Origin of the sequence: Mesopusillimonas faecipullorum (genome assembly GCF_020539505.1) — a bacterium.
GTDB lineage: Bacteria > Pseudomonadota > Gammaproteobacteria > Burkholderiales > Burkholderiaceae_B > Mesopusillimonas > Mesopusillimonas faecipullorum.
In genome coordinates this window covers 118,316-144,267 of sequence record NZ_JACDXW010000002.1, presented here as the reverse complement: position 1 = coordinate 144,267, position 25,952 = coordinate 118,316, and the positions used below count along the sequence as shown (strand labels likewise).

Below are 25,952 nucleotides of genomic sequence, written 5' to 3'. Positions count from 1 at the left end.
CTAGCATTTTATGGCCCCTTTCGCAAACCAAGGCCATACCCTGCTATTGGCCCTTAAGGCCCCAGTCTTCGATGAGCAAGCGCCAACCGCTTATCGGCGCGACAAAAGATGCACGACTTGCTCACCAAGCTCGTGTTGCGCCAACAAAGCATTGCCCGTCTGGCGAGAGAAGGCTTGGAAGTCTCGAACGGCATGCGTATCTGTGGTGATCACTTTAAGCACTTGCCCGCTTTGCAGCTGAGCCAATGCTTTCTTGGCACGCAAGATAGGCAGAGGGCACTTCAGCCCGCTGGCATCCACTTCCAGATCTACATGTATCTGATCAGCCTGAGTGTTTTCCGACGTCATCCGCCCTCAACCTCCGAGTTTCTGCTCAACCCAGCCGCGTACTTGTTCGAGCGCCTGCGGTAAGGCAGCAACATCACTGCCGCCACCCATGGCCATATCAGGCCGGCCACCGCCCTTGCCACCCACTTGGCTAGCCACTTGGCCCACCAGATCACCAGCCTTGACGCGCCCCACGAGATCGGAGCTTACGCCCGCCACCAAACTGATCTTGCCTTCATCGGCAGCAGCCAAAAGTACAATAGCAGACTGCAACTTGTTCTTGAGCTGATCAACCATACCGCGCAAGGCTTTAGGATCAACACCAGACAGCTGACTGACCAGTAATTTGACGTCGCCTTGCAAAGTTTGCGCCTGGCCCGCAAGATCATTGCCGGCAGAAGCCGACAGCTTGCTCTTGGCCTGTTCAAGCTCACGCTCGAGTTGGCGTGCTTGCACTTGTAATTGCGTAAGGCGCTCAATCAGGTTGGCAGGCTGTGCTTTAAGCAAGCCGGCAGCCTGCTGTAGGGTGTCGACGTTCTGTTGCACCCATGCCAGCGCATTGTCGCCGGTAAGCGCCTCGACACGACGAACTCCGGCGGCTACCCCGCCTTCGGAAACTATCTTGAACAAACCAATATCACCCGTACGGCTAACGTGGGTTCCGCCACAGAGCTCGCGCGAAAAGCCGATGTCGAGTACGCGAACCTCGTCGCCGTATTTTTCTCCGAACAAGGCTACCGCCCCGCCTTGCACCGCCTCGTCGTAGGACATCAAACTGGAATGCACGTCTTGGTTGAGCAGCACCTGCTCATTGACGATGGCTTCAACCTGGCGGATTTGTTCAGGCGTCATGGCCGAATCATGAGCGAAGTCGAAACGCGTTTTATCGGGGTCGACCAGCGAGCCACGTTGCTGCACATGAGAGCCCAGCACCTCACGCAAAGCCTTATGCATCAGGTGGGTGGCCGAGTGATTGCGCAAAGTACGCGAACGGCGCTGCACGTCAACCTGAGCCTGCACTTTGTCGCCGACGGCCAGCGTGCCTTGCTCCAGCTTGCCGTGATGCCCAAAAACCTGCGCCTGAATTTTTTGCGTGTCAGCAACAAGAAAGCGCGCTTGAGCGTTCGCCAGCAAGCCCATGTCTCCGACTTGGCCGCCGGACTCCGCATAGAAAGGTGTGGCGTCAAGTACAACGATGGCATCCTGACCGGACTGCACGCTCTGCACCGGTGAGCCGTCGACGTACAAGGCGGTAATCGTGCCTTGACCCTCTAGGTGCTCGTAGCCGTCGAAACGGGTATCCACCCCTTGGTAAGACAAATCCTGGGCAGCCTTGAACTTGCCGGCAGCACGCGCTTGCTCGCGCTGGCGCGTCATGGCTTGTTCGAAACCTTCCATATCGACACCCACCTCGCGCTCACGACAGATGTCTGCCGTGAGATCGACAGGAAAGCCATAGGTGTCGTAAAGCGTGAAAGCCGTTTGGCCATCTAGTTGACCTTGGGCGGGCAACTCGGCCAGCGCGGCCTCGAGGATGCGAAGCCCGTTTTCCAGGGTTTCACCGAAACGCTCTTCTTCTTGACGCAATACCTGTTCGATACGCGACTGATTCGCGGCCAACTCTGGGTAGGCCTGGCCCATCTGCGCTATCAGATCGGCCACCATACGATGGAAAAACGGCTTTTTCTGACCCAGCTTATGGCCGTGGCGCAAGGCACGACGAATGATACGGCGCAACACATAGCCTCGGCCTTCGTTGCCGGGAATCACACCATCCACAATCAGGAAACTGCAAGCACGGATGTGGTCGGCAATAACCTTGAGCGAATTGTGGGAGAGATCGCTGGTACCGGTTTCACGCGCAGCCGCCGCAATGAGGGCCTGGAAAAGATCGATTTCGTAGTTGGAGTGCACATGCTGCAGAACCGCCGCAATGCGCTCAAGGCCCATGCCGGTATCGACACAGGGCTTAGGCAGTGGATGCATGACGCCTTGGGCATCGCGATCGAACTGCATGAACACCAGATTCCAGATCTCGATGTAGCGATCGCCATCTTCTTCGGGGGAGCCTGGAGGCCCGCCCCAAACATCTGGACCATGGTCGTAGAAAATTTCGGAACACGGGCCGCACGGACCTGTGTCTGCCATTTGCCAGAAGTTATCGGAGGCGTAACGCGCGCCCTTATTGTCACCGATGCGGATGATGCGCTCGACTGGCACGCCGACTTCGTCACGCCATATGCCATAGGCCTCGTCATCTTCCTGATAGACAGTGACCCAGAGTTTGTCGGCAGGCAGCTGGTAAACGCCGGTCAGCAATTCCCAGGAAAACAGGATCGCATCGCGCTTGAAATAGTCGCCAAAACTGAAGTTGCCGAGCATTTCAAAGAACGTATGGTGACGCGCCGTATAGCCCACGTTTTCAAGGTCGTTGTGCTTGCCGCCGGCACGAACGCAGCGCTGGGAGCTGGTGGCCCGGTGATAAGGCCGGTTCTCTTTGCCAGTAAAGACATCCTTGAACTGCACCATGCCGGCATTGGTGAACAGCAACGTGGGGTCGTTGCCGGGAATCAACGACGACGACGGCACGACGGTGTGCCCCTTACCCTCGAAGAAGGAAAGGAATTTCTGGCGAATCTCGGAAGTCTTCATTGCGAAAATCTACGCACGTTTGAATGGGTAACCGTTGATTATAGAGTGTAGACGACACCTAGAACATTCCCCGCCCGCATTGCGGCTTCTCACAATGCGGTTAGCCACACTACCGGGCTCGCCCGCGCTCACTCATAATCGCCTCAAACTCAATCCCCAAAAGGAACCCCAGATGAGCGATAGCCCGTACCGGTTCGCTTGCGTTGTGCTGTCCAGCCTTCTTGCTGCCTGCGGTGGCTCAGGCGAAAACAGTCGCAGCGCAGCCGATGAATTCCCCCCTCCCAATGCCAATCTTCCCGTGGATCAGCCAACGGAAATGCCGGCTTACACGGAAGAACAAGCTACGGTTCTCCAAGCCATCAACCACGCGCGTACTCGCACCGGCCTGACACCGCTTCAAAGGAATCCACAACTTGATTTGGCGGCGCAAGGTCATGCTCACTACGTTCACTTGAACGGGGACGCTGAACGGCATGAGCAGACGCCCGGCAAGCCGGGTTTTACCGGCGCACGGCTCTTGGATCGCCTCATCCATCACCCAGGGCCTGTTTTGGGCGAAGTCATGGGTTTTCACCGCGAGCCTGTTCAGGGCCTGCTCAGCACGATTTATCACAGGATAGGCTTGCTCAGCCCAGGCACGACAGAGGTAGGCATAGGCATCGCCACTTATTTCTCAGACGTGATTTCGGCACAAAGGCCGGTAACCGTCATCAATTATGCTCAGCCTGCAAACCCAAAAACCCACGAGGCCGGCTTTTGGGTGTGGCCCTACGACGGTGCCAGCAACTTGCCGGTCAGTTACGTAGAAGCGCCTAACCCAGCTCCAGACTTGCAAACTCTGGGGTATGCCATCAGCGTCGCCGTCAACCCTGGGCAAACCATCAGCACCCAGACCTTTACGCTGAATTGCGCCGGCGTCGATGTACCCTCACGGCTGATCACATCGCAGTCCGACGCACACGGAATCATTCCTGCCAACTGGGTTTTCCTGCAACCCATCGCCGCCCTACCTTACAACGCCACCTGCTCGGCCAGTTTCCAAGGCGAGAGTCCCCTAATGGGGCGTTTTCACAAAACCTGGGGTTTTGCGACCACCCAAGCATCAAACAACCATATCCAACCAGTCCTGCCTTAAACCGCAGTGACGGGGACCATCCTTTGCCAGGAGACCCTATGTTCGCTCTGTTTTTCCTGCTACCTGCAGCTCTGGGAGCCCAAGCTCTGGCTTCCAGCACCGCCCACATACAACTTAGCAGCAATCTACAGATGAACTTATCGGCCGACCAAGTCGGCGCGGCTTGTTGGCCGGGTTACGTATGGAACACTCAATATGGGGGTTGTCGTCGAACCCAAATCGAACAGGGTAAGGAAAGTCAGGCGTGTCCCGCGGGCAGCCTGGGCCAGCAAACTCGCTCAAATTTTCGGTATCAGTACGTCGCTCAAGCCAACGGCCAGATCTCCAACGGCCCCTGGAACTACGGGCCTTGGGACACCAGCGCTTGCCAGCCGCCTTGGGCACCCACCGCAGACGTCCATAGTGACATCGCGCAAAGCCTGCCGGTCACCTACGGCCATGGCACTGCGTTTGGCGGCGGCAGTACTTATTACGTCTATCTGATGTTGCACAAGGCTTCAGGAACCCTCTGGTGCTATGCCGCTTTGAGCGCCTACGAAGCCGGGCCTCACCCTATGGTCAGCGCTTACCCCGCAGAAGGCCGCGTATATAGCGATACGTATAAGCAGAGCCAGATGAATCAATGCCAGGTCTCTGGCAATACCGTGAGCTTTGGTGGCAGCGACACAGGTTACGGAACGATCACACGCACCACTATCAATAGCTGTACTCACCGCTTCTCTCGGTCAACTGGGTACGTTCCCTACCCAGCACCGCTCAACGACACTCTCTACACCTGTTAAACGGTACAGACCGCATGAAATACCTGATAGAGATGCAGCCTGGCGGTAATCGGGCATTGGCGTTCGGACTGACCTGGCATTCCACCTTGGGCAATGATCCAGAAGCCGTTGCTGCAAAAATTGCCTCCCGCGCAAAAGCTGCCGCCTATACGCGCGGCGGGGCACGAAGCACCGTGGTGGGTTTGCTGCATGTAAAAAAACGTTCGGAGCTACCCAGGCGCCGCATACAACTGTATTCCGCAGCCGCCATGTTTGCTCGTTCCTGCGCACGCGGCCCTGTGGCCCTGCGCATGAAAATGCCCAGTGGCGTCTGGGTAGCGGCCGCCTACGACGGCGTCGTCATGGTGGGTTCCGACGTCATCCACGATTCCGATCAGCAAGCGCAGGCCTACTTGGCCCACTTACAGGAAAAACATAAAGGTCTGATCGTTTATGGCGACCAGGACGGCGACCAGCAGCTTCCTCCCACAGCTTTGGCCGGCCAGCTCGACGCTTCCACCCAACTCAAGCGCACTACCCGCACCTATGCACAAATTCCTCTACCGATCTGGGGCATCTTGGCCGCAATTTTGGCATGGGCTGCCACGGACTACAGCCGCAGTTGGTATCAATCGTCTCAAAAACTCAAAAAAAGTGCCCTGGCGCAAACCACGCTCTCCGTTGACCCCAGCAACAGTTGGCAGGCTGCCATTCATACATGGGCCAGCCAAATGCCCAACCACGGGGGGCAAGTTCTACAAACGCTGCTGCACGAGGTAGAAAAGATTCCCCTGACGGCGGGCAGATGGGAGCTGGTGGAAGTCGATTGTCACCCCACACAATGGCGCTGCTCAGCGCGATACCGTCGAGGGCATTTGGGCACCAACCTTGAGTTACGCGAAGCGCTGCCTGAACCTTGGTCCTTGCATTGGCCAGACTTGCAAAATGCCGTCGCTCAACTGCCACTGAGCCAGCCCTCCCCTGCTACTGCGCTGAACTGGGAACACCTTCCCGCCAACGCGGACGTCGCCCTGTCGTGGCTATCAGGTTTGCAAAGACTTGCACCGGCGTTGACAGATCTTGCCGTGGGCCATCCCCAAGAGGTCGCGCTCGCGCCTCCCACCCAAATCAGGCCAGACGGGACTGCGGTTGCCATTCCATTTCCAGTCGACTCCGAGCTTCGGATACCGACTGCCAGAACACTGGTTTTAAACGGGCCTATGCGCTCACTCTACCTTTTGTCCCTTCCCGATGGAACGCTCCTGGACAGGCTGCAGATACGGCGCCTGCCTATTGCTGCGGCGGGCCTGGACAACAGCGCATTAACCGTAACGCTTACAGGAAAAATCCATGCGAAATAAGCTGCCATGGCTCTGGGCTGGAGCCCTGCTCAGCCTGCTCCACAGCGTGGGCTGGGCCTCCTTGCCTGCACTGCCTCCCCCACCACCCGCTCAGGCAGTGTCAGAACTCTTGATGTTGGATGCTCGCCGTGCACTGGCGGCTGAGCGTCAGAGATATCTTGAACAACAGGCCGGCGCAGGCCCGCAAGAGGCCGGTCTAGGCGCCATACCGCTCACGTCCGTTCATGACGCAGATCCACCGGCCAAGCTGCCTGTTCTTACCTCTATATATGGAGTGGGAAACCGCCTTCATGCTGAAGTGCTCATCGACGGCCACGAGACACTGTATGTCAACGGTCGCGCTCAAGCCCTTAACGACATGAGCACACCCTGGCGCCTGAAGCGGCTGGCGCCCCCTTGCATAGACCTGGAGAGCGACAGCAGCGCCATGCGGTTGTGCGCCGCCCAGGCAGGGAGTGCGCCTTGAATCATCGCACGGCCTTTTCCGAACTATTAAACGCCACTGCGCAAGCAGATGCCAACACCGTCATCGCCACCCTGGCCGAACTAAGCCTTATGCAACCCGCTTTTTTGCGTTTGCGTATCGAATGGGTGGGCCGCAGCATCGCTGCACAGGCTTGCCCGGCTGAATTGGCAGACGGCAGCATCGCCGTGTTCTGCTCTTGCGACAGAGAGGGCACCGACGTACATGCCAGCGTATGCGAGGCCGCCAAGGCGCATAACCAAGGCCGTGCAGTACCGACGCGATTGCTCTCTGGCATCTTGCTGCTCACGCTGGTGCGAGAACGCGTAGATGGCAGTCACTTGAAACTCAGCGGACGCGAACAAGGTTACGACCGTTCGGACACCAGCCGCGCCTTTCGCGACATCATCGCCTGGGCTGTGCGCAAGGGCTGCAGCGACGTGCACCTGAACATAGACTTCGATGCCGCCGAGTCCCAGGTCATGGCCCACGTAGATGGCCATTACGTCGCTCCCGCGCATCTGCGCATGCCCACCGAACGCTTGCTGGAAATCGTTCGTGTGGCTTGGCAAGACGGATACGGCGGACGAGAGTCGGTTTTCGACGCCAGAAGCGAGTCTCAATGCAGGCTGTACGACGTTGTGGATGCAAAACCTTACATGCTGCGCTGGGGCCAGTTTGTTGCAGATAAAGGGCCTTCGGTCACTTTGCGGCTGCTTAGCCTGGCTCAAGACGAGCCCAACGCAAACCTGGAGGCCCTGGGATACCTCCCAAGTCAGGTGGCCATGTTGGAACGCGCCATGCTTTCCGAAGGCGGCGCCATCGTTTTTGGCGGTGTTGTCGGTTCAGGTAAATCCACTTCGCTTGCTCGGCTACTCGGCAGCCTGCCCAACACACGCAAAATCATGACAATTGAAGATCCGGTCGAGCGTGTTATTACAAACGCACTGCAAGCCAGCATTGTGCGCAGCTTCGATGGCAGCGAAGAGGCCAGCAGCTTTCGCGCCAAGCTGATGATGCTCAAGCGCGCAGCCGTCTCCGACGTGCTGCTCGGAGAAATACGAGACACCGAGACCGGTCGCGCTTTCCTGGATATCGTGGAATCCGGCACCAATCTGTACACCACCGTGCACGTCAGCAGCGTCTGCGCCATCCCATCGCGCCTGGCTTCGCCCCAAGTGCAGGTTCCAGTCGAGGTGCTGGCTTCTCCGGGAATGCTCAAACTGCTTGCCTATCAAGCCTTGCTCCCCAAGCTTTGCACCGCCTGCTCCTTGCCGCTCAGCGTATTAATGTATGGCGCCCCAGATGCATTGGGCCGCACCCGTGATGCCACCCACTGGGCAAACTATATAGAACGACTGCGGCGCTTGTACTCAGACCTGAATAAGGTTCGTGTACGTAACTCACAGGGTTGCGCGCAATGTCGCCTCAAGGAACTCCCGGAGATCTACGGCTACGCCGGCAGAACCGCTGTCGCCGAGCTTTATGAGTTGGGGCACGATGCCGAGGCGCTGGCCCTGGTATGCAGACACGACGTTCAAGGCTTGGCGAAGCGGTATCGCAGCCGTTCGGACGGAGATCCCTTCAGCGCTGACATGGCTGGCAAAACCGCCATGCAGTGTGCCGTTCACAAGATGCTGCATGGCGAACTGGACCCACGGGACATCGAACCTCGCTTCATGGCATTTGAAACCGTTGAATCGCTGACAGCGAGGCCGATATGATGGCGCCCCCAAAACTTGGCTTGCCCCTTAGGTGGGCGGCGCTCCGCTTCCGAGGCTCCCAACGAGAGGCTTACTACGACTACCTGGCAGACATACTGGAAGCCACCCAGGGACGCAACACCATCAAGCAAATACTGGCCAATGACGCGCATCGCTATGGCGCGGGCACCGTTCGAGGGCAGTTAAGCCTGCACTGGGCTCACCAAGTAGAAGAATATGGTGAGCTGGGGATGGCATTCACGGGGACACTGCCTGAACGCGAGCTAGCGTTGATACGCATGATGCAGCGTCTGGGCGGTTCTGCTGTGATCGGAGGCTTTCGTGAGCTTGCCGCCCTGCTAAGGCTGGACTTGAAGATCAAGGGGATTTTGCTCAGCACCCTGTCCATGGCTTACTTCGCTGTTTGCGTATGCCTGGCGATGATGTTTGCCATCAGCGCATTTACCGTGCCAACGCTATTGTCGTCGTTTGCTCAAGTCGACCCTATGTATCAAGGTGCAGCCACCCGACGCTTGGTAGGCTTTGCCGATTGGCTAAGCGTATGGCTGTGGCCCCTGATTGGACTGATGGCAGGCGCCATGGCAGCGCTACGCTGGGCAATGCCTCGGTGGCACGGCAAGGCGCGGGGCTTTTTTGATCAATACGTACCCGGTTTTCAGCTCTACCGCGATACGCAGGCCATCCGCTTTCTGGTCACATTGGCAGCCATTTTAAAGCCCAGAACGGGTCTCAATCACTCCTTGGCCGAAGCTCTGAGCATGATGTGTGAGCACGCACCCCCGTGGCTAAAAGACCATGTATTGCGTATGGCGCTGCGCTTGTCTGATGCCAGGGCGGGCGCAAGCATTTTCAATACAGGTCTACTCGACAAGCAGACTTACTGGTATCTGGAAGATCTCGTGGATGCCGTCGGCATGGACGCCGCCCTGCAGAAAACAAGGCTGCGCCTGGAGCACAACGCGACCGCTGCCGTGGCGCAGCGAGCTGCAGTAACGCGTTGGGCCCTGATCGGCTGCGCGCTGATTTTCTTGCTTGGCACCATGCTGTGGCACTACGCCGCCATTCACGAAATGCGAGCTGCGCTGCTGCTCGCCTACTGAAGCCCTTTTCTCAACGGAGCTCACATGTCCCAAACCTTAAAACCCCTCGTCACCCAAGCCCGTCGCCAAGACCCACGCCGTGCGGCCCGCCCCTCTTCGAGGGGCCGCCATCGTCAGCACGGCGATGCGCTGGTCAACCTCATGCTCGCCGTCATGATCATGATTCTGCTGGCTGTCATCGGCATTCCCGCCATCAACGGCATAGTCATAGAAGGGCGCACCCCCGATGTGGCAGCCGAGTTGCAGCGTTTCATGGCACGGATGCGCGCCATGGGTACAACAGGCACTAATCTACCCTACTCCAACGTCAGCAACGCCAGCAACCTTGCTCCTGCCACACGGGAAGCCACGACTTTGCGCACCACAGGCAATATCGTGGCACATCGGCTAGGGGGCACAGGCACCGGCAATAGCGGAACCGTATCTCTGGCTGCAGCCAACCTGGCGGGCGCAGGCCTAGGCAGCGCTTATTCGTTGACGGTAACCGACGTGCACGACAAAGCCTGCCCTACCTTGGCTTCCATCATGTCTACGTCCTCCGAAGAAATGACGCTTAATGGGAATGCCATCAAAAACACCACCACTCCCTACAACGCTGCCGATGCCCAGCAACATTGCGTCGATGGCGAAAACAATGACTTTGTTTTCACGGCTCGTTGACATCAGGAGGCAAGATGGCCACCCGCATCGTGGGCAATCGCTCGCTTCAGCATGGTTTTGGACTCGCCAGCGTAATGGTGGCCATCGCTCTTTCCACCTTACTGGCAATACTGGCTTCCATAGAGCTGACGCGTCGCCTTCACGATTCGGCGGCAGAGGCCACAGCTCATTACCTACTGACTGCCCGAGACGCCTTGGTAGCCTTCCAACTACGTCACGAAGCATGGCTGCAGGGTGTGGATATACAGGCAGCCCCGCCCGGCACCTATGCCCCGCCCCCAACACTCAACTGGGTGTCAGGGGCGGGAGGCGTTCAGCTGATGCATGGCACCATGGCCGTGCTTAAGCAACAGGGCCTTCTGACTGCCGGCCAACCCGACTTCACGCCGCTGGGAGAGCGGGCTCAATGGCTGCTGGTCCGGCAAGGTGATTGCCCTGGCTCGGATTGCAATTTGCAGTCCTACGTCTATACCTGCCACCCTGTCTCCGCGCAGCCCAGCAGCCGCTCAGCAGCCTCTTGCCTCACGCCCGAGGGTTCTCGCGCCGAATACAACCCTGCTTTGCTGGGGCAAGTCATGCTGTCCACTCAAGGTTATGCGGGGCACGATGCTTTGCTGGAGGGCCAGTTCACCGGCCCTCTGTTCAATGCAAACAAGGCTTGGTTTCCGCTTTCTAACATGCCTGGCCACGCCGTTGTCGCCGCCACCCTGGGGGTCACGCCCTTCGGTCAGTTTGTGCGCATGGGCGACACCCGACATGTTCATCTACAAGACAAGCTAAGCGTTGCAGGAGTCGTACAGACCGATGCCGGTCTGCTCTTGAACACGACGGTCTCCCCCGGTGCCCCGTGCTTGACACCGCGTGTGTTCGCAGCAAGCGCTGCAAACCAGTTGGCCGTGTGCAGCGGCGGCGTATGGTCTGTCAGCAGCGGTGCGTCCGTACAAGGCGTTTTCACCAATCTGGTTGACGGCGCCCATGTTGCGCCGCCTGTCTGCCAACCACCTGCAACGCCGTTTCGATACGTATCTTTATCTGCCCATGACGTCACAGTAACGGGTGGCAATCTGGATGTACATGGAGACGTGGGGGGTAGCGTGGGCGGTAGCGGAAGTGTGAACGCTACCGGAAACGTCTCGCTGAGCGGTACATTCAGCGGCTCTTTCCAGTCTGCCGCATCCAGTACTTTGCGAGTCACGCAGAGCGTCAGCATCAACACCAATCACCGCATCGAGATCACATCTGCCGGCCCCAATGCACGGGCCTCCGTCATTCAGGGCTGTCTTAGCTAACGCGGTAGTGCCGTGCTGTAGGCTGACCGCTCTTAATCAGGCAAGTCCCCATCCAGCATAGGCAACAACTGCGCGACGACGGAGACCGCAATGACAGCAGGGAGCTTGCTACTGGTGTTAACGATGCCTATGGGGCATGTCAGGCGATCGGCCTGCTCGGCAGACAAGCGGCGGCTAAGATGAGAGCGAAATCGGGCTGCTTTGGTTTTGGAACCTATCATGCCCAAGAATACAAAAGCCTGATGCCGAAGTACTGCTTCGGCAATGGCCAGATCTAGCGCATGATCGTGGGTCATGATCAGCCACGCTGCCTCTTCGGGCATGTCGGGAACATCCTGGTCGTCGCCCTGCACGCACACCACATTGGCTGGTAAATCTACAGGCCACTCGGTATCGCGCACGTCCAGCCAATGCACGGCAACCGGCAACCTGCCCAGCAGCTTGACGATCTCCTTGCCTATATGTCCCGCACCGCAAACCACCACAGGCAAGGCTTTGGCAGAAAAGGTTTCTTGCCAATGCTGGGATTGAGCATCCCAGTGAGTGCGGGACTGCACGGAGTCTGGCTGAGTGAGTGCCTGTATCTGTGTGAGCGCCCTACCGCTTTCATCCAATCTCGTGTCGCGCCTTACCGCTACACCGCTGCGCACCAAGCTGATGGCCTCATCCAACCATGCCAAGTCTTTTCTATCCAAAGGTTCAAAGAGCAGGGTCACCGCGCCGCCACAACATTGCCCCAGGCTGGACCCAAGCGGATAGCGACGCCATTGCGCGCGCGGCAAGGACTGCGCCAAAAGCACCCTGGCCTGCTCTATGGCCACCCACTCCAGATGACCTCCGCCTATGGAGCCCCAGGTGTACTCAGCATGCACACAGAGCCTGGCCCCCGCTTCGCGGGGGGTGGAGCCTTGGGCCAAGACAACCGTCACCATGACGGGATTCTGCCCTGCCAAAATAGCGGCACGCGCGTGACGCAACCACTCAGGCATGAGGCCGTGCACCACTGACTCTGAAGCAAATACCTGACTCATACCCACCTACTCCGACATGGCACTGCTAAGGGGAGAAGTACTGGAGCGCCAGCTCCAACCCTGACCCAAACGGCGCGGAGCCACCATATCCAGCGTGTTCAGAATCCGCTCTGCTGTGGCCGGCGCATCCAATGGCACGACTTCATGTTCAGGTGCCACCGCAGCGATTGCATCACGCAAGGCTAGAAAGACGGATATGGCCAAAGGCAAGGGCGGCTCACCCATGGCTTTGGATTGATAGATGTTGTTTTCGCGGTTGCCATTGTCAAAGAAAGCCACACGCAAGTCCGCAGGGCAATCCGACACCGAAGGAATCTTGTAAGTGGAGGGCGCGTGAGTCATCAAGCGGCCTTGATCATTCCACCAAAGCTCTTCAGTGGTCAGCCACCCCACACCCTGAATGAACCCGCCCTCTATCTGCCCCAAGTCGACAGCCGGATTGATGGGTCTACCGGCGTCATACAGAATATCGGCACGTAGCAGTCTGTTTTCACCCGTCAAGGTGTCGATGACGACTTCGGCACAAGCCGCAGCATAGACGAAGTAGTAAAACGGCCTTCCGGTCAGGGTCGCCATATCGTAGTGAATTTTGGGTGTGCGGTAGAAGCCCGATGACCACAAAGGAATTCGAGCCATATAGGCTTGGCGCACGAAATCCACAAAACTCATCGGGGCAAGAGTGCCTAAACATACTTGGCCATCGTGAAACGATATCTCTTGCGCATCGCAGCCATAGTGGTCAGACGCATAGGCAATCAGCGCCTGCTTAACCTTGCGTGCCGCGTCTTGAGCCGCTTTGCCATTCAAATCGGTACCCGTCGAGGCTGCCGTCGCCGAGGTGTTTGCCACCTTGGCCGTATCGGTGGCTGAAACCCGTATGCTTGCCAAAGGCAGACCGAACTCTTCGGCAACCACCTGTGCAACCTTGGTATTCAGGCCCTGCCCCATTTCGGTACCGCCGTGATTCACCAGCACCGAGCCATCGGTATACACATGCACTAGCGCGCCGGCCTGGTTCAAATGAGTCGCGGTAAACGAAATCCCAAACTTTACAGGCACCAAGGCCAAGCCTTTTTTTAGCACCGGATTGACGTCGTTGAAGGCTTGAATCTCGCGACGGCGCTGCCGATACTGTGAAGACGCCTCCAACTGCTCGACCAGTTCGTGCACAACGTTATCCTCCAGACGCATCTGATAGGGCGTGACATTGCGCTCTTCTTTGCCATAGAAATTGCGGCGACGCACATCCAAGGGGTCTAGCCCCAGTCGGCGGGCGATGTCATCGATGACATACTCTATGCATAAAATGCCCTGTGGGCCACCGAAGCCTCGAAACGCCGTATTGGACTGAGTATGGGTTTTGATGCGCAAAGAGCGTATGTCTACAGCTTCCAGGTAGTAGGCATTGTCGCTATGAAATACCTGCCGGTCGGCGACAGCGCCGGAAAGATCAGCTGAGTAGCCACACCGCACCCACTGATCAAAAGCAACACCACGAATCAGGCCATCAGGCTCATATGCCACGTCATAGCGCATAAAAAAATCATGGCGCTTGCCGGTAATCATGAAATCATCGTCGCGGTCTGCGCGCATTTTTACCGCTTGCCCAGTCATAGACGCCAAGAGCGCGGCGGCAGTCGCAAAAGGCCATGATTGGCTTTCCTTACCCCCGAAACCGCCCCCCATGCGGCGACACTGTACCCGTACACAAGTGGCCGGTAACGCCAGCATGTGCGACACCATGGCCTGCATTTCGCTTGGGTGCTGGGTAGAGCAAAAAACTTGCATTTCCTGATTTTCGCCAGGGATGGCATAGGCAACCTGCCCCTCCAGGTAAAACTGCTCTTGGCCACCGCAAAAAAACTCGCCTTGATGACGCAGGGGTGCACTGAGCAGCGCCGCTGGCAAATCGCCACGCGACATTCGAACCGGAGGCAGGACATAGGCTTGCTGAGCCGCCCCCTGCGTGACGTCCAGAATGGGCTCAAGGTCTTCATAGATTACCTTTGCCAATCTGGCGGCATAACGTGCCTGGTCGTGAGTATGGGCGGCGACCGCAAACAAGGGTTGGCCCAGATATTGAGTGACGCCATCGGCAAAGATGGGTTCGTCGTGCAAAAAGGGGCCTAAGTATTTTTCGCCCGGCACGTCATCCAGCGTAGCGACAGCCATGACACCGGGCGCTGTGCGCACAGCCGAAAGATCTAGTGCGGCAATACGCGCATGAGCGCGCTCGGACAAACCAAATGCCGCATGAAGCGTATTACGCTGCTCGGGAATATCGTCGGTATAGGGCGCGGTACCCGTGACATGCAGATGCGCGCTTTCGTGAGGCAAGCTGCTGCCTACGGTGCTGTGAGGGCTTTTGGACATGGCGATCTCCTCAGACGCGGGTGGACGTGACGCCCGTACTTTGCAGGTAAAAGCGGTACAGCAGATTCTGGGCGGCTTTCAGGCGATAGCCGCTGCTGGCACGCATGTCGCTCATGGGCTCGTAATCTTGCGCCAAGGCCAACATGGCCTGATGAACATGAGCTTCACTCCAGTCCTTGCCCAGCAAGGCTTGCTCGGCATGGAGCGCCCGCCGCGAAGTCGCCGCCATGCCACCGTGAGCAATGCGAATCTTCACCACCTTGCCTGCTTCCAAAGTCAGGGCATATGCACTGCATACGGCTGAAATATCTTGGTCGTGACGTTTGGAGACCTTGTAAGTCGCCAGTTGCAGACCGGGCTTGCGCAAAGGCACCCGCAAGGTTTCTATCCACTCGCCCGCTTCTCTAGCTTGTTTGCGGTAGTCCAGATAAAGCGAGTCCAGTGGCAATTCGCGCCGACTGTCGCCCCGGCGCAGTATGACCGAAGCCCCTAAAGCGATAAGAAACGGTGCGCTGTCGCCGATGGGCGAGCCATTGGCCACATTACCCACCAAAGTGCCCGAGTTACGTATGGGCATTGACGCAAACCGCTTCCACAGCTCGGTAAGTTCCGGATACTCATTCACCAGGGCTTGATAGCCGTCGTTCAAGGACACACCGGCACCTATATGCAAGTGGCCTTCACGTTTTTCCACAGTTTGCAGCTCTTGAACATCTCCAAGATAAATAACGGTGCCTAGCTGTTTCAGTTGCTTGGTGACCCACAAACCAACGTCTGTCCCGCCGGCCAGCAAAATAGCGTCGGGCTGCTCTAGGTAACAAGCGGCCAGTTCAGCCGCGCTGCGCGGTGCGAAGTAGCGTTGAGCCGCCCCCTGCCACTGAACCGCGGCATCGCCCGCTTCGTCACGCAGATGCATCAGCTGCTTGCGTAGCTGTTCGATATCCAGCTGCTGCTCGGGATAATCAGCCAGGTGTTGAGCCGCATCCAGAATAGGCCGGTAACCGGTACACCGGCACAAATTTCCTGAAAGCTGATCGAGCACCTCTTCGCGCGCGGGGCGTCGATGACCGTTTTGATACATGGCATAAAGCGACATGACGAATCCCGGCGTACAGAACCCGCATTGTGATCCATGGTGGTCTATCATGGCTTGCTGCACGGGGTGCAAGCCGGTCTCTCCGGCTATGCCTTCCACCGTCCAGATTGCCTTACCGTCAAAGGTGGGCAAAAACCGTATACAAGCATTTACCGACCGCAAACTGACATTGCCTTCAGGACCCAGAGACGCCTCTAATACGGTACACGCGCCACAGTCCCCTTCAGCACACCCCTCTTTGGTGCCCGTCAGGTGCAGTTGCTCGCGCAGGTACTGCAGTAAAGTCCGCGTTGCGCCCTCAAGCTCCACTTTCTGAAGATGACCGTTCAAATAGAAGCTGATGACTTGTCTGGTGCTCATCGCTCGCCCTCCTGGAGCTCTTTTTCCAGAGTATCGAAGTTGAGATCGAGGTTTAGCCATCGCGTAATGCTCAGCGGCACCTCATCGCAATTGGGCCCAGGGCCGTCCCGGTCAACGATAAGGAACTGCCCACCCTCAACCAAGCAGAGCAAAGGGTGATGCCAGACACCCGCATAATAATTAACGCCTTGATCTGCACGAGCATAAAAAGCCCTAAGGCCCGACTCGTCGGGATACCCCTCTGAATTACCAGGCGCAACCACTACGATAAAGGGAGACAGCCCACGCGGTATCCAAGCCTGACTGCCCAGCGGATGACGCTCTAGCATACGCACTGCAATAGGTTGGGCGGCACGCTGGGCCACTGCTAAGCTGATTACGCCTTGCCCACCCTGCCCCAGCAACTGCACGCCACCCAAACGATGATAGCGGCGCGTCGTCCCTTGGTTGATGGCAAACCAGTCCGCGTTCAAATCGATCACCTCGCCAAAGGGCGCGAACTCGCTCCTTTGCAAGGGTTCCAGCGAAATACTGTGAATCGCCATGTCTTGTCTCCTTGCGGCCCTGACGCCGCTTTGCGAGCAACGCCGAGCTTCTTATACTTGTCGGTGGCCGGCGCTACTCTTTTTACCTACTATACGCCCGCAAGCCGCCCCCAGATGCGTACACGGCTGATACCACCATCGGGATACATGTTGACACGCACATGCGTGACAGGCCCCAGGGTCTGCAACTGCTCAGCCTCGAAAAAGTGTTGTTTGTGCATTTGAGTGGCTTGCGGGCGCATCAATTCTGGCCAAAACATCGCCTGGGTAATGACGGAAGCATCCGTGCTGGGGGAAACCTGGGCTGCCTGTAGCGACACTTGCGCCGGATAGTTGCCCTTGAAGTGTGCCGTATCGATTTCTATTTTTTCTACCGTCACTGCGTGACCAAGCTCGATCACGCACCAGTCGAATCCCGGTTCACGGCGTCGACGGGTCTCCCAGCCATCGCCCATATTGACACCTCTTCCTGACATCAGCAGACGAGACGGCACGCCAAAGTGGGCATCGCTATAACCCACGATACGACCACCCAAGCGCAGGGAGGACACCTCGTGCAAGGTTTGCGTGCTCATGCTTTGCCAATCGCATGCAGGTTGACCATAGACACGAAACCGCGCCACGCCGCCATCCGGGTAGATATTCAAGCGCACATGCGACCAGACCCTTGCATCGTCTAAGGGAATGAAATGATGCGCACTGGCCGACAGGGCTTGGGCCGGCAGTAAAGAGACCCATTGCGTATGCTCGTCGGGCTCACCTTCGCAAAAGCAGGCCTCCAGAGACGCCGCTTGCGGATAGTTGCCGGTGAAGTGGCTGGTGTCTATGTCTATGCCTTTAATGACGCCCGGCCAGGCTAACTGAACGACGGCATAGTCATGGCCTCCGTGACGGCGGCGCTGGGTTTCCCACCCATCCACCCATTTGCCATGATCGTCGAACTTGCCAACGATAAAAACGGAACCACCCGTAGCCAGCATACGCCGCGCTTCGCCAAAAAATTCGTCGGAGCACTTGAGCACCTTGGCCCCCAGATCGCCGGCAGCAAGATTGATATAACGGGCGGCGAACGCCGGCAGTTCAACAACAGGCGACTGCAAAACAGTGCCGTCTGGCAAATGGGGTGCAACCATGACGCTTCACTCCGTATCAAAGTGGGTTTAAGGTCAATCCGCCGCACAGCCGTCTCTGGGCTGCGCCCAGCGGTAAAGCTATGTAGTCAGTATGGCCTGCAGGCGTAGTTCACCTATGGTGTATATCTGCGTCAGGCATTCGGCGAATTCCTCGTCATAGTCTCGGCTAAGGCGACGCTCGAACGCTTGAATAATGCGGCTGCGGTCAAGACCACGCACCGCAATAATGAAAGGGAAGCCAAATTTTTCTCTGTAAGCCTGATTCAGCGCCGTAAGGTGGGCGAACTCTTGTGGCGTGCACTGATCCAAGCCCGCGCCAGTCTGTTCTGAGGCGGAGTCAGCCGTCAATTCGCCCTTGACCGCAGCCTTGCCGGCCAACTCTGGGTGCGCGCGCATCAGACTCAACTGAGCTTTATGGCCTGCGTCTGCAATGCAAGCAACCATAGCCTGATGCAAAGCTTGCACACTTTGAAAGGGCCGCAGTTCGACCACCCCCTGTGCAACCCAGGGAGAATGCTCAAAGACCCCGCCCAGTACCTCCACGAAGTCTTGTGGCGGTATTTTGTTCAAGGCATCTAAGCTAATGGGTGCCATCATGTTTGTCTCCAGCCTTATCGCTAAGCCATGCTGCCCGCAAGGTAGGGATGGGTATCGCGCCAATGACGCGCGATATCGACGCGCCGGCAAACCCACACCTTTTCATAACCTTGAACATAATCAAGAAAGCGTTGCAAAGAGGCAAAGCGCGCCGGCCGCCCTATCAAGCGCGCGTGCAAGCCCACGGACAGCATGCGCGGTATCGTTTCGCCTTCTGCGTAGAGAACATCGAAAGCATCTTTAAGATAATTAAAGAAATGCTCGCCGGTATTGAAGCCTTGAGGCGTAGCAAACCGCATATCGTTGGTATCCAAGGTATACGGCACTATCAGATGCGAGTGTTTGCCCCCATCGGAGGTTTCCACAAGTGTCCAGAAAGGAAGATCATCACCGTAGTAATCGGAGTCGTAAAGAAAGCCACCCTCCTCTACCAACAATCTGCGCGTGCGCGGGCTGTCACGACCGGTGTACCACCCCAGCGGGCGACTGCCGGTAAGGGCCTGGAAGGCTTGAATGCATTGGCGCATGTGGGCACGTTCGACCTCTTCTGAAACCGCCTGATAATGAATCCAGCGATAACCATGCGCTGCAATTTCATGCCCTTGCTCCATGCATGCATGGGCGACTTCGGCGTTACGTTCGAGTGCCATACCCACGCCGAAAAGCGTGAGCGGCAGCCTCCGGCGCTCGAACTCGCGCAAGATACGCCATACCCCTACGCGCGAGCCATACTCGTAAATAGATTCCATGGAAAGGTGTCTATCGGCATAGGCCGCCGCCCCCACGATTTCGGAGAGAAATTGTTCGGAAGTCGGGTCCCCATGCAGAACGCAGTTCTCCGCGCCTTCCTCGTAGTTGAGGACGAACTGGACAGCCAAACGCGCCTTGCCCGGCCAGTTGGCGTAAGGCGGTGTGCGGCCATAGCCTATGAGATCGCGAGGATAAGAAGGGCGAGCCTCATTGTTCGAGGGATCAACTTGCATGAGCCACCTGTTGACCGGGTTTGACACTGAAGGCAGCCCAGGGATCAAGAACAGGTTGTTCGATCTGACTTAAGCGATGCTCGCAGGACTGCAAATGATGATGCATGGCTGTACGAACCGCGTCGCTATCATGTTGGGCCAGCAGATCAAGAATATTGAGGTGTTCGCCATAGGTGCAGCTATGTGAGCCTGGCGTGTCGTAGCAAGCGATGATCAGCGTGCTGCGTGCACAAAGAAGATGCATCATTTCTGCCAATACCTCGTTGCCCGTGAGCTGAGCCAAGCGCACATGAAAAGCGTGTGACAGACGCAACCAGCTAAGCCGGTCGCCCGACTCGAAAGCCTGCTGCTCTTGCTGAACCAATTTACGCAATGGCTGTAGCAGGTCGGCAAGATTTTCGAGGCTCAGCAAACGGTCTATCAAAACGCTTTCAAGATCGCGTCGCGCCTCGAATACATCTTGCGTTTCTTTACGCGTTGGCAGCCAGACAAAAGCGCCACGGTTGGCTTGCAGCACTACCAGCCGGTCGTGAGCCAACTGGGCCAATGCCCCTCTTACGGTGGCCCTGGAGCATAGAAAAATCGAGCAGAGCGCAGATTCCGTCAGCTTGGCACCCGGCTTTAGACGACCGTCCATCATGGCATCAAAGATTTCGGCATGAACCCGATCTACCTCGGAAGCTCCGGCCCTACCCTCGAGGAAGGACGAGGGCCTGGGCGCTTCGGGGTGAGAAATAGCGGAGCCCGCAAGAGACTGGGTGGTCATGGCAAACATTCGTCATTAAGGAAATCTTCTATTGACAATTATTGGTGGCCGCAACAGAATCGTCAACATAAATTGTCAACAATTGGGGAAAGCGCTATGCCGCGCGACTTTCCCGAGTCAGGCAAAAAAAAGCGGCCGCACAGCGAGACAAACCATGGGAAAAATCTCCACCCATGTCCTGGACACCCTGAACGGCAAGCCTGCCCAGGGTGTCCATCTAAGCCTGTATCGTATTGAGGGTGACCGCATCCTACTCCTGGCGCAAACCAGTACGAATGCCGACGGTCGTTGCGATGCGCCGCTGCTTGAGGGTGACGACATGGTGGCCGGCCTGTACGAGCTGCGCTTTGCCCTGGGAGACTACTACGCTGCCTTGGGCGTACCCTTGCCTGAGCCTCGCTTTCTGAACGAAGTTGTATTGCGTTTCGGCGTCGCCCACCCAGACCAGAACTACCATGTTCCGCTGGTTGCCACGCCATGGGCCTATTCCACTTATCGGGGCAGTTGATGCATGCTTTTCTTATCGAGTACGGCAATTTGCTGCTGCGCTGGCTTCATGTCATTGCCGCCATCGCCTGGATAGGAGAGTCCATCTATTTCGTCATGCTGGACAACAGCTTGCGCCCCCCTCCGGCGGCAGCTAAGCAGCGCGGCGTCGCTGGCGAAATGTGGGCGGTACACGGCGGCGGTTTCTACCATAATCAAAAATACCTCACCAGCCCGGCCGAACTGCCCAATGACCTGCACTGGTCGTTCTGGAAAGCCTACACCACCTGGCTCTCGGGCTTTGCCCTGTTCTCGTTCATGTATTTGGCGCGCCCCGACTTTTACCTGGTCAATCGCAGCAGCGAATGGGCCTGGGCAGCCGCCTTACAGGGTTGGCAAGCTGCGGTTTTGGCGGTGCTGTTCCTGGTTGCGGGATGGGTCATTTATGACCAGCTCTGTCGCCGGCTAAGCCCTAATATGGAACGCGACGGCTTGCTCAGCCTGGCGGTTGCCTTGATGATGGTGATCACAGCCTATCTGAGTTGCCAGCTATTTCCGGGGCGTGCCGCATTCCTGCTAACCGGCGCCGTCATGGCCACGTGCATGTCAGCAAACGTTTTTTTCTGGATCATCCCCGGCCAGCGTCGTATGGTCTCGGCTTTAAAAAATGGTCAGGCTTCCAACCCGCTGGATGGCAAACGCGGTAAGCAACGCTCGGTGCACAACACCTACTTCACACTGCCGGTAGTGCTGCTGATGCTGAGCAACCACTATTCCTTTACCTATACCCATCCGCAAGCCTGGCTCATCATGAGCCTCTTTATCTTTGCTGGCGCTCTGATCCGGCAATACTTCGTGCTGTTGCACAGCGGTCGTAATGCCCTGGCTTATCCCGTAGCCGGTGTAGCGCTGCTTATTGCAGTTGGCTGGATCGCCGCTCCCGCAACTCAGCCCCACGAGGCGAGCTCTTCCCCAAGCCTATCCGCCATCGAAGCCAACGCAGCCAGCCAACAAACAACGACCGCGAACGTCATGGCCATCATGCAGGCACGTTGCGTGGAATGCCACGCAGCCAAACCCAGCTTTGCGGGCATGGCTGCCGCGCCAGCAGGCATCACCCTGGAAACCGAAGCACAGCTGCTGCTTAACCCCGCTCTTATCAAACAAGTGGTGGCTAACGGCTATATGCCCTTGGGCAATATCACCAACATGACCGATGACGAACGTGCGCTGATCGCCAATTGGTCTGCCACTACGACACCCCCCTGAGCCCACAGCCGCTCAACCCTCTTCCACCTGTGCCGTGATCACCATCAGTGTGGTCAGACGCTGCTGAGCCACCGTGTCCCCCCCGCCTAACAGCAGCGGCGCCCCAGGGTTCAAGCGCCTTTCTTCGGTGCTGGATTGAACCTTGTCGAACCCTGCAATCACCAGCGGCTGCCCAGGCTGCAAAGCCAGTTGTTGTACCGTACCGTTGCCCTCTACCGTGAGCTGTTGCAGCTGAAGCGGGTGCTCTTGATCACCAAAACGTATGGTTTTCAGAGGTTGGGCCGTTGTACTGTCGTACGCCACCGACATAAGGATACGACCATCTTCCCGCACATCGGGAACCAGGGTAATTAAAGTCCCCACTGTTTGCCGTTTCTGGCTGACGGACACAGCAGGCAAAGCCAAGGCGGCATCGTCTCGGACAGCGGTCGTCTGCACCTCGTCTATATAAGAAAAGGTGGTACGTACCGCATGGGTGACCGGCCTGCGGTTCAAGGTCAGCACAGGCACAACGTGTCGACGCACCACCTTACCTGAGCTTCCAAGCGCCTGAAGTAAAAGCTCTGAGCCTTGGAACGGCCCTTGAGCAATCAACGCAGAGACACTGCCAACGGCATTTTCGACCGGCGCACCAGAGCCCATGGCTGCCATGGCTCGCGCATGGGTGAAAACACCTTGCCAATCTATGCCTAGTTCACCCCGCTCATCCAACGCAAGCGTCAGCTCTTCAAAAAGAATACGCACCCGTCGAGTCAACACGCGATTCTCGCGTTCAAGATACTGCGCAACGCGACGCAGGACTTCTGGCGTGTCGGTGACCACCAGGCTGGCACTGGCGCCTTGTACGGCTACAACCTGCCCCGCCTGCGTCAGGAATGCTTCAACTCGCTGACGCAGACTTTCGACCAAGGGCGCCTGCCCCGAGCTAAGCGTGGTACGCGAAACGCTGCTGAAACCTCCCTCAGTCTGCCCGTCGCTGCTTCCCATGGCGGCCTCGGCCTGAGCATCAAGCAACATGGAAGGCAACTCGAAGACCCGTGTCTCTAATCTATAAAACTCTATGCGCTCATTTTCATAGCGCCACGACACGCCAAGGCGCGCCGCAAGTCTATCCAGCAGTTGTGCCAAAGGCGCCGGCCCACCTTCAAGCATCCACCCAGACAAGCTACCGCCGGCTTGATTGCTGCTGCCTTGCGCGCCTTGGGCCGCCATGCGGGGACCAAACCAAGTCAGCGGCCAGGTGGCATCAGGCTTGACCTGCACGGGGATGCCTGTGGCCTGGGTAATACGCTGTGCGATGTGCTCAAGATCGGCTGCTGGTTCAGAGAAAATCATGGTCGTTTGCACATTTGCCCGCAAGGCGGGCGGAAGAACAAGCTCGCGAGCAAGGGGCTGCGCCTTGCCCGCCAACCAAGGACGATCCACATGGCGGCTGGCGCGCCTTGCGTGCTCGTCGTTCAAAGCCGCACGAAACCCTTGCTGCCTTTGTTGGAGTTCTTGTTTTGCTTGAGCTGCCTGAGTGTCTACCTGCTGTTTCATATCCAGCAAGGCGCACCCTCCTAGCCATAACAAAGGTATCAAGGCTATCAGTCGACCGCTCATACATGCTCCCCGGGGCTGGCCGTGCGGTCGCAAGCCTGCGCAAAGGCAACGACACGAACGACTTTGTTGGAATAGAAACAAGGCTGCAAAGGCCTATCCGACAACTCCGTTGCTGCGAGCAATGCCTGTACGGCCTGCTCGAAAGGAAGTTCGAAGACCGCATCGCCTGAAACGGGAATGTCCACATCCACGCTCCAATGTTCGCCCTGAAACACCCAGCCGGCCTGCTCAGCCCAGCGCGTCAGGGTGCGACGCATATGGCCGTCCCCACGCTCTACGGAAAAAGCAATGAGTGGGGAAACATCCTGCTCTACCGGTGAGAGTGTCACTGCCGGATGCTGATCTGGCGCCAGTGCAGCCGGGGAAGCTTGTGATGCTGTCGTCTGGGGCGCCTCGGACGGTGGTTCTGCCGCCATCTGACGTTGAACCTTAGCTTGCCGACCCTGAGCTTGCACTAGCACTGTATTTTGGACAGGCTCTATTACCAGGTAGGGGCCTTGCCGCTGATAAGCAAGCGCCAACATCTTGCCTTCAGGTGCCGGCTGCCACAGAGCAGGCTCACCCTGATACGGTGAGAACTGCATCCACATACGGTGGCCATCATCGAAAACCTGCAGCGGTGCTGCTTGGCGGTCTCCCGAGAGCTCCCATGAGAAATCGAAATACGCTGTCCCAGCTGGGGTCGGACGCTGCGCCGGACCGAGACCGATGGCTGTGGGGTACCATGAACCGCAACCGGCCAAAAGCATCAATGCCATTATTCCCAAGGTGCTAGCTACTTTTTTCATCATCCCGTGAGTCTCCTGCCAAACTCGCCCATTGCCCGGCATGCAAGCCGGGAATACGCATCTTGACAGGCTGGCTAGCGACTCACCAGATCGGACAATACCAACGGATAAAAGCGCGGCGCAACGCCCTTGTGGCCTAAGCCGGCATAGTGCTTTAAGCCTTAGAGATACAAGATGGTTCGCTTAGAGCGCGGGAACAGCCAAATACAATTTTTACCCTTGAAAACATGATAATCTTGAGGAGTCAGATTTATCCGGCTCAAACAAAAAACTTGCTCATCAGCAAGCACTTGCTTTATCACGCCACTGTGCTTTCCGCCGCTACTCGCGCTCCTGCGCAGCGCTCGCCGCATCAACGCCTCGCGTCCTTGTTTCGGGCCATTTCGTATACGTTTTTACTTGGCTTGGCCGTTCTTGAACCGCGGGCCCACGCCGAGTGGCGCGATCCGCCTTCTTCGCTGTCTTTCGAAACCCCACACGGTACTTTATCCGTACAGACCAGCGAATACTTTTACGACTCCAGGCTTTACCTGGACGGCACTCCACTACAGCCCGCCGTTCAAGGGCGGCTCGATATTACCTATGCCTACCAGATAGACGATGCCCACGCCGCATTAATCGCCATCAGCGACGGCGAAACTCAATGCGCTGTTCATTACATGTGGGTGGTTCTCGATCGCACCGGTTACCGCATTTCGCCACGCATAGGGTCTTGCTCAAAGCAGATCAAGGTTGCCGCCAAGGGTTCTCAGCTAGTCTTGACTACGCCTAGTGCACAACACGCCGACAAGGTCGATGTCTACACTTACGACGGCACTGCCATTACAAAACGCACCCGCGCCGCTACCAAGGCGGAAGTCGCCGCGCTACTTAAACCCTGACCCAAACGTCAGTCAAAAACGTCGTACAGGACGTCAGCGACCACCACGCTGGTAGCTGAAATCAGCAACAAGTCTGTGCCGCTAACCCGCCACTCATAACCTGGATAGCGCGGCAGGCGACCCAACAAACGCGGGGGCAGTTTTCTTTTTGCCAGGCCAGGGGGCAAAGGCCTGCCCCGTGCCAAGTTCTTACGTATGCCAGGTGGCAATGAGGCATAACCCCGCAACCCCGCATCGCGCGCGTACCGCCGTGCCAAAGCGGCCGTAATCCCCGCATAGACAAGGTCAGCGTAGGCGTCGCGACGCCTATCGCCTCGCTCCCAGCGGCGATCACTCATAGACCGATGACGATCACGGGCTGGATCAGCATGATCATGTTTGCCTGGCCTTCCTTTTCTTTCGTGTCGTCGAGGAGGCCCCGCAAACGCGCTCAATGGCGCAGCCATACCGCCCAGCAAGAGCGCCAGCACAACAGCTCGTCTTTTCATTGTCCAATCCTTATGCCATTGGGACAAGTACAGCATATAGCGGAATCAACACCTTGCCTCACCTGTTTGCATCAGCATGAAA

General features: G+C 57.5%; 24 protein-coding genes. 11 read left to right on the top strand and 13 right to left on the bottom strand.

What is annotated here, in order from left to right:
• Positions 1-90 precede the first annotated feature (90 nt).
• Entirely contained in the window at positions 91-348 is a 258-nt protein-coding gene (locus H0484_RS04075) for a sulfurtransferase TusA family protein (RefSeq protein ID WP_226953175.1), read from the bottom strand.
• 6 nt (positions 349-354) lie between these two features.
• Positions 355-2,979: an alanine--tRNA ligase gene (gene alaS, locus H0484_RS04070; RefSeq protein WP_226953174.1), complete on the bottom strand. Its 2,625-nt coding sequence runs from the start codon at positions 2,977-2,979 to the stop codon at positions 355-357.
• 172 nt (positions 2,980-3,151) lie between these two features.
• On the opposite strand from alaS, the gene H0484_RS04065 reads away from it, so the two are divergent.
• The 8 genes from H0484_RS04065 to H0484_RS04030 are packed head-to-tail and all read left to right on the top strand — an operon-like array spanning position 3,152 to position 11,472.
• The gene (locus H0484_RS04065) at positions 3,152-4,114 is read left to right on the top strand and encodes a CAP domain-containing protein (RefSeq protein ID WP_226953173.1); all 963 of its coding nucleotides are present in this window, start codon (positions 3,152-3,154) and stop codon (positions 4,112-4,114) included.
• 38 nt (positions 4,115-4,152) lie between these two features.
• Positions 4,153-4,896 (top strand): hypothetical protein, encoded by a 744-nt coding sequence (locus tag H0484_RS04060; RefSeq protein WP_226953172.1) that lies wholly within the window; start codon positions 4,153-4,155, stop codon positions 4,894-4,896.
• A 14-nt stretch (positions 4,897-4,910) separates the two neighbouring features.
• Entirely contained in the window at positions 4,911-6,236 is a 1,326-nt protein-coding gene (locus H0484_RS04055) for a hypothetical protein (RefSeq protein WP_226953171.1), read from the top strand.
• On the top strand, positions 6,226-6,702 hold the full coding sequence (locus H0484_RS04050) for a hypothetical protein (RefSeq protein ID WP_226953170.1): 477 nt from the start codon (positions 6,226-6,228) through the stop codon (positions 6,700-6,702). The genes H0484_RS04055 and H0484_RS04050 overlap by 11 nt, the downstream gene beginning before the upstream one ends.
• On the top strand, positions 6,699-8,423 hold the full coding sequence (locus H0484_RS04045; RefSeq protein WP_226953169.1) for an ATPase, T2SS/T4P/T4SS family: 1,725 nt from the start codon (positions 6,699-6,701) through the stop codon (positions 8,421-8,423). The genes H0484_RS04050 and H0484_RS04045 overlap by 4 nt, the downstream gene beginning before the upstream one ends.
• Positions 8,420-9,523 (top strand): general secretion pathway protein, encoded by a 1,104-nt coding sequence (locus H0484_RS04040; RefSeq protein WP_226953168.1) that lies wholly within the window; start codon positions 8,420-8,422, stop codon positions 9,521-9,523. The genes H0484_RS04045 and H0484_RS04040 overlap by 4 nt, the downstream gene beginning before the upstream one ends.
• A 24-nt stretch (positions 9,524-9,547) precedes the next feature.
• Positions 9,548-10,183, top strand: coding sequence for a type 4 pilus major pilin (locus H0484_RS04035; protein ID WP_226953167.1), 636 nt, complete (start codon positions 9,548-9,550; stop codon positions 10,181-10,183).
• 14 nt (positions 10,184-10,197) lie between these two features.
• The gene (locus H0484_RS04030; RefSeq protein ID WP_226953166.1) at positions 10,198-11,472 is read left to right on the top strand and encodes a hypothetical protein; all 1,275 of its coding nucleotides are present in this window, start codon (positions 10,198-10,200) and stop codon (positions 11,470-11,472) included.
• Positions 11,473-11,504: 32 nt separating this feature from the next.
• On the opposite strand, the gene xdhC is transcribed toward H0484_RS04030, so the two are convergent.
• The 8 genes from xdhC to H0484_RS03990 all read right to left on the bottom strand — a co-directional run bounded on the left by xdhC (position 11,505) and on the right by H0484_RS03990 (position 20,356).
• Positions 11,505-12,503, bottom strand: coding sequence for a xanthine dehydrogenase accessory protein XdhC (gene xdhC / locus H0484_RS04025; protein WP_226953165.1), 999 nt, complete (start codon positions 12,501-12,503; stop codon positions 11,505-11,507).
• A gap of 6 nt (positions 12,504-12,509) precedes the next feature.
• Complete coding sequence (gene xdhB / locus H0484_RS04020; protein WP_226953164.1) at positions 12,510-14,876, bottom strand: xanthine dehydrogenase molybdopterin binding subunit; 2,367 nt, start codon at positions 14,874-14,876, stop codon at positions 12,510-12,512.
• A gap of 10 nt (positions 14,877-14,886) precedes the next feature.
• On the bottom strand, positions 14,887-16,332 hold the full coding sequence (gene xdhA / locus H0484_RS04015; protein WP_226953163.1) for a xanthine dehydrogenase small subunit: 1,446 nt from the start codon (positions 16,330-16,332) through the stop codon (positions 14,887-14,889).
• The gene (locus tag H0484_RS04010; RefSeq protein WP_226953162.1) at positions 16,329-16,877 is read right to left on the bottom strand and encodes an ureidoglycolate lyase; all 549 of its coding nucleotides are present in this window, start codon (positions 16,875-16,877) and stop codon (positions 16,329-16,331) included. The genes xdhA and H0484_RS04010 overlap by 4 nt, the downstream gene beginning before the upstream one ends.
• 89 nt (positions 16,878-16,966) lie before the next feature.
• Positions 16,967-18,010, bottom strand: coding sequence for an allantoicase (alc, locus tag H0484_RS04005; protein WP_226953161.1), 1,044 nt, complete (start codon positions 18,008-18,010; stop codon positions 16,967-16,969).
• Positions 18,011-18,088: 78 nt separating this feature from the next.
• The gene (gene uraD, locus H0484_RS04000; protein WP_226953160.1) at positions 18,089-18,607 is read right to left on the bottom strand and encodes a 2-oxo-4-hydroxy-4-carboxy-5-ureidoimidazoline decarboxylase; all 519 of its coding nucleotides are present in this window, start codon (positions 18,605-18,607) and stop codon (positions 18,089-18,091) included.
• Positions 18,608-18,627: 20 nt separating this feature from the next.
• On the bottom strand, positions 18,628-19,590 hold the full coding sequence (puuE, locus tag H0484_RS03995; RefSeq protein WP_226953159.1) for an allantoinase PuuE: 963 nt from the start codon (positions 19,588-19,590) through the stop codon (positions 18,628-18,630).
• A complete protein-coding gene (locus H0484_RS03990) occupies positions 19,580-20,356 on the bottom strand; it encodes a GntR family transcriptional regulator (protein WP_226953158.1) in 777 nt (258 codons plus the stop codon). The genes puuE and H0484_RS03990 overlap by 11 nt, the downstream gene beginning before the upstream one ends.
• A 154-nt stretch (positions 20,357-20,510) precedes the next feature.
• On the opposite strand from H0484_RS03990, the gene uraH reads away from it, so the two are divergent.
• Positions 20,511-20,864, top strand: coding sequence for a hydroxyisourate hydrolase (uraH, locus tag H0484_RS03985; RefSeq protein WP_226953157.1), 354 nt, complete (start codon positions 20,511-20,513; stop codon positions 20,862-20,864).
• Positions 20,864-22,111, top strand: coding sequence for a urate hydroxylase PuuD (locus H0484_RS03980; RefSeq protein ID WP_226953706.1), 1,248 nt, complete (start codon positions 20,864-20,866; stop codon positions 22,109-22,111). Before uraH ends, H0484_RS03980 begins: the two co-directional genes overlap by 1 nt.
• Positions 22,112-22,123: 12 nt before the next feature.
• On the opposite strand, the gene H0484_RS03975 is transcribed toward H0484_RS03980, so the two are convergent.
• Positions 22,124-23,713 (bottom strand): hypothetical protein, encoded by a 1,590-nt coding sequence (locus H0484_RS03975; protein WP_226953156.1) that lies wholly within the window; start codon positions 23,711-23,713, stop codon positions 22,124-22,126.
• Complete coding sequence (locus tag H0484_RS03970; protein WP_226953155.1) at positions 23,710-24,504, bottom strand: TcpQ domain-containing protein; 795 nt, start codon at positions 24,502-24,504, stop codon at positions 23,710-23,712. Before H0484_RS03970 ends, H0484_RS03975 begins: the two co-directional genes overlap by 4 nt.
• Before the next feature lie 269 nt (positions 24,505-24,773).
• On the opposite strand from H0484_RS03970, the gene H0484_RS03965 reads away from it, so the two are divergent.
• Positions 24,774-25,382 carry a hypothetical protein gene (locus H0484_RS03965; RefSeq protein ID WP_226953154.1) on the top strand — a complete coding sequence of 203 codons (609 nt, stop codon included), beginning with the start codon at positions 24,774-24,776 and terminating at the stop codon, positions 25,380-25,382.
• A gap of 8 nt (positions 25,383-25,390) precedes the next feature.
• On the opposite strand, the gene H0484_RS03960 is transcribed toward H0484_RS03965, so the two are convergent.
• Positions 25,391-25,870, bottom strand: coding sequence for an anti-virulence regulator CigR family protein (locus H0484_RS03960; protein WP_226953153.1), 480 nt, complete (start codon positions 25,868-25,870; stop codon positions 25,391-25,393).
• Positions 25,871-25,952 lie beyond the last annotated feature (82 nt).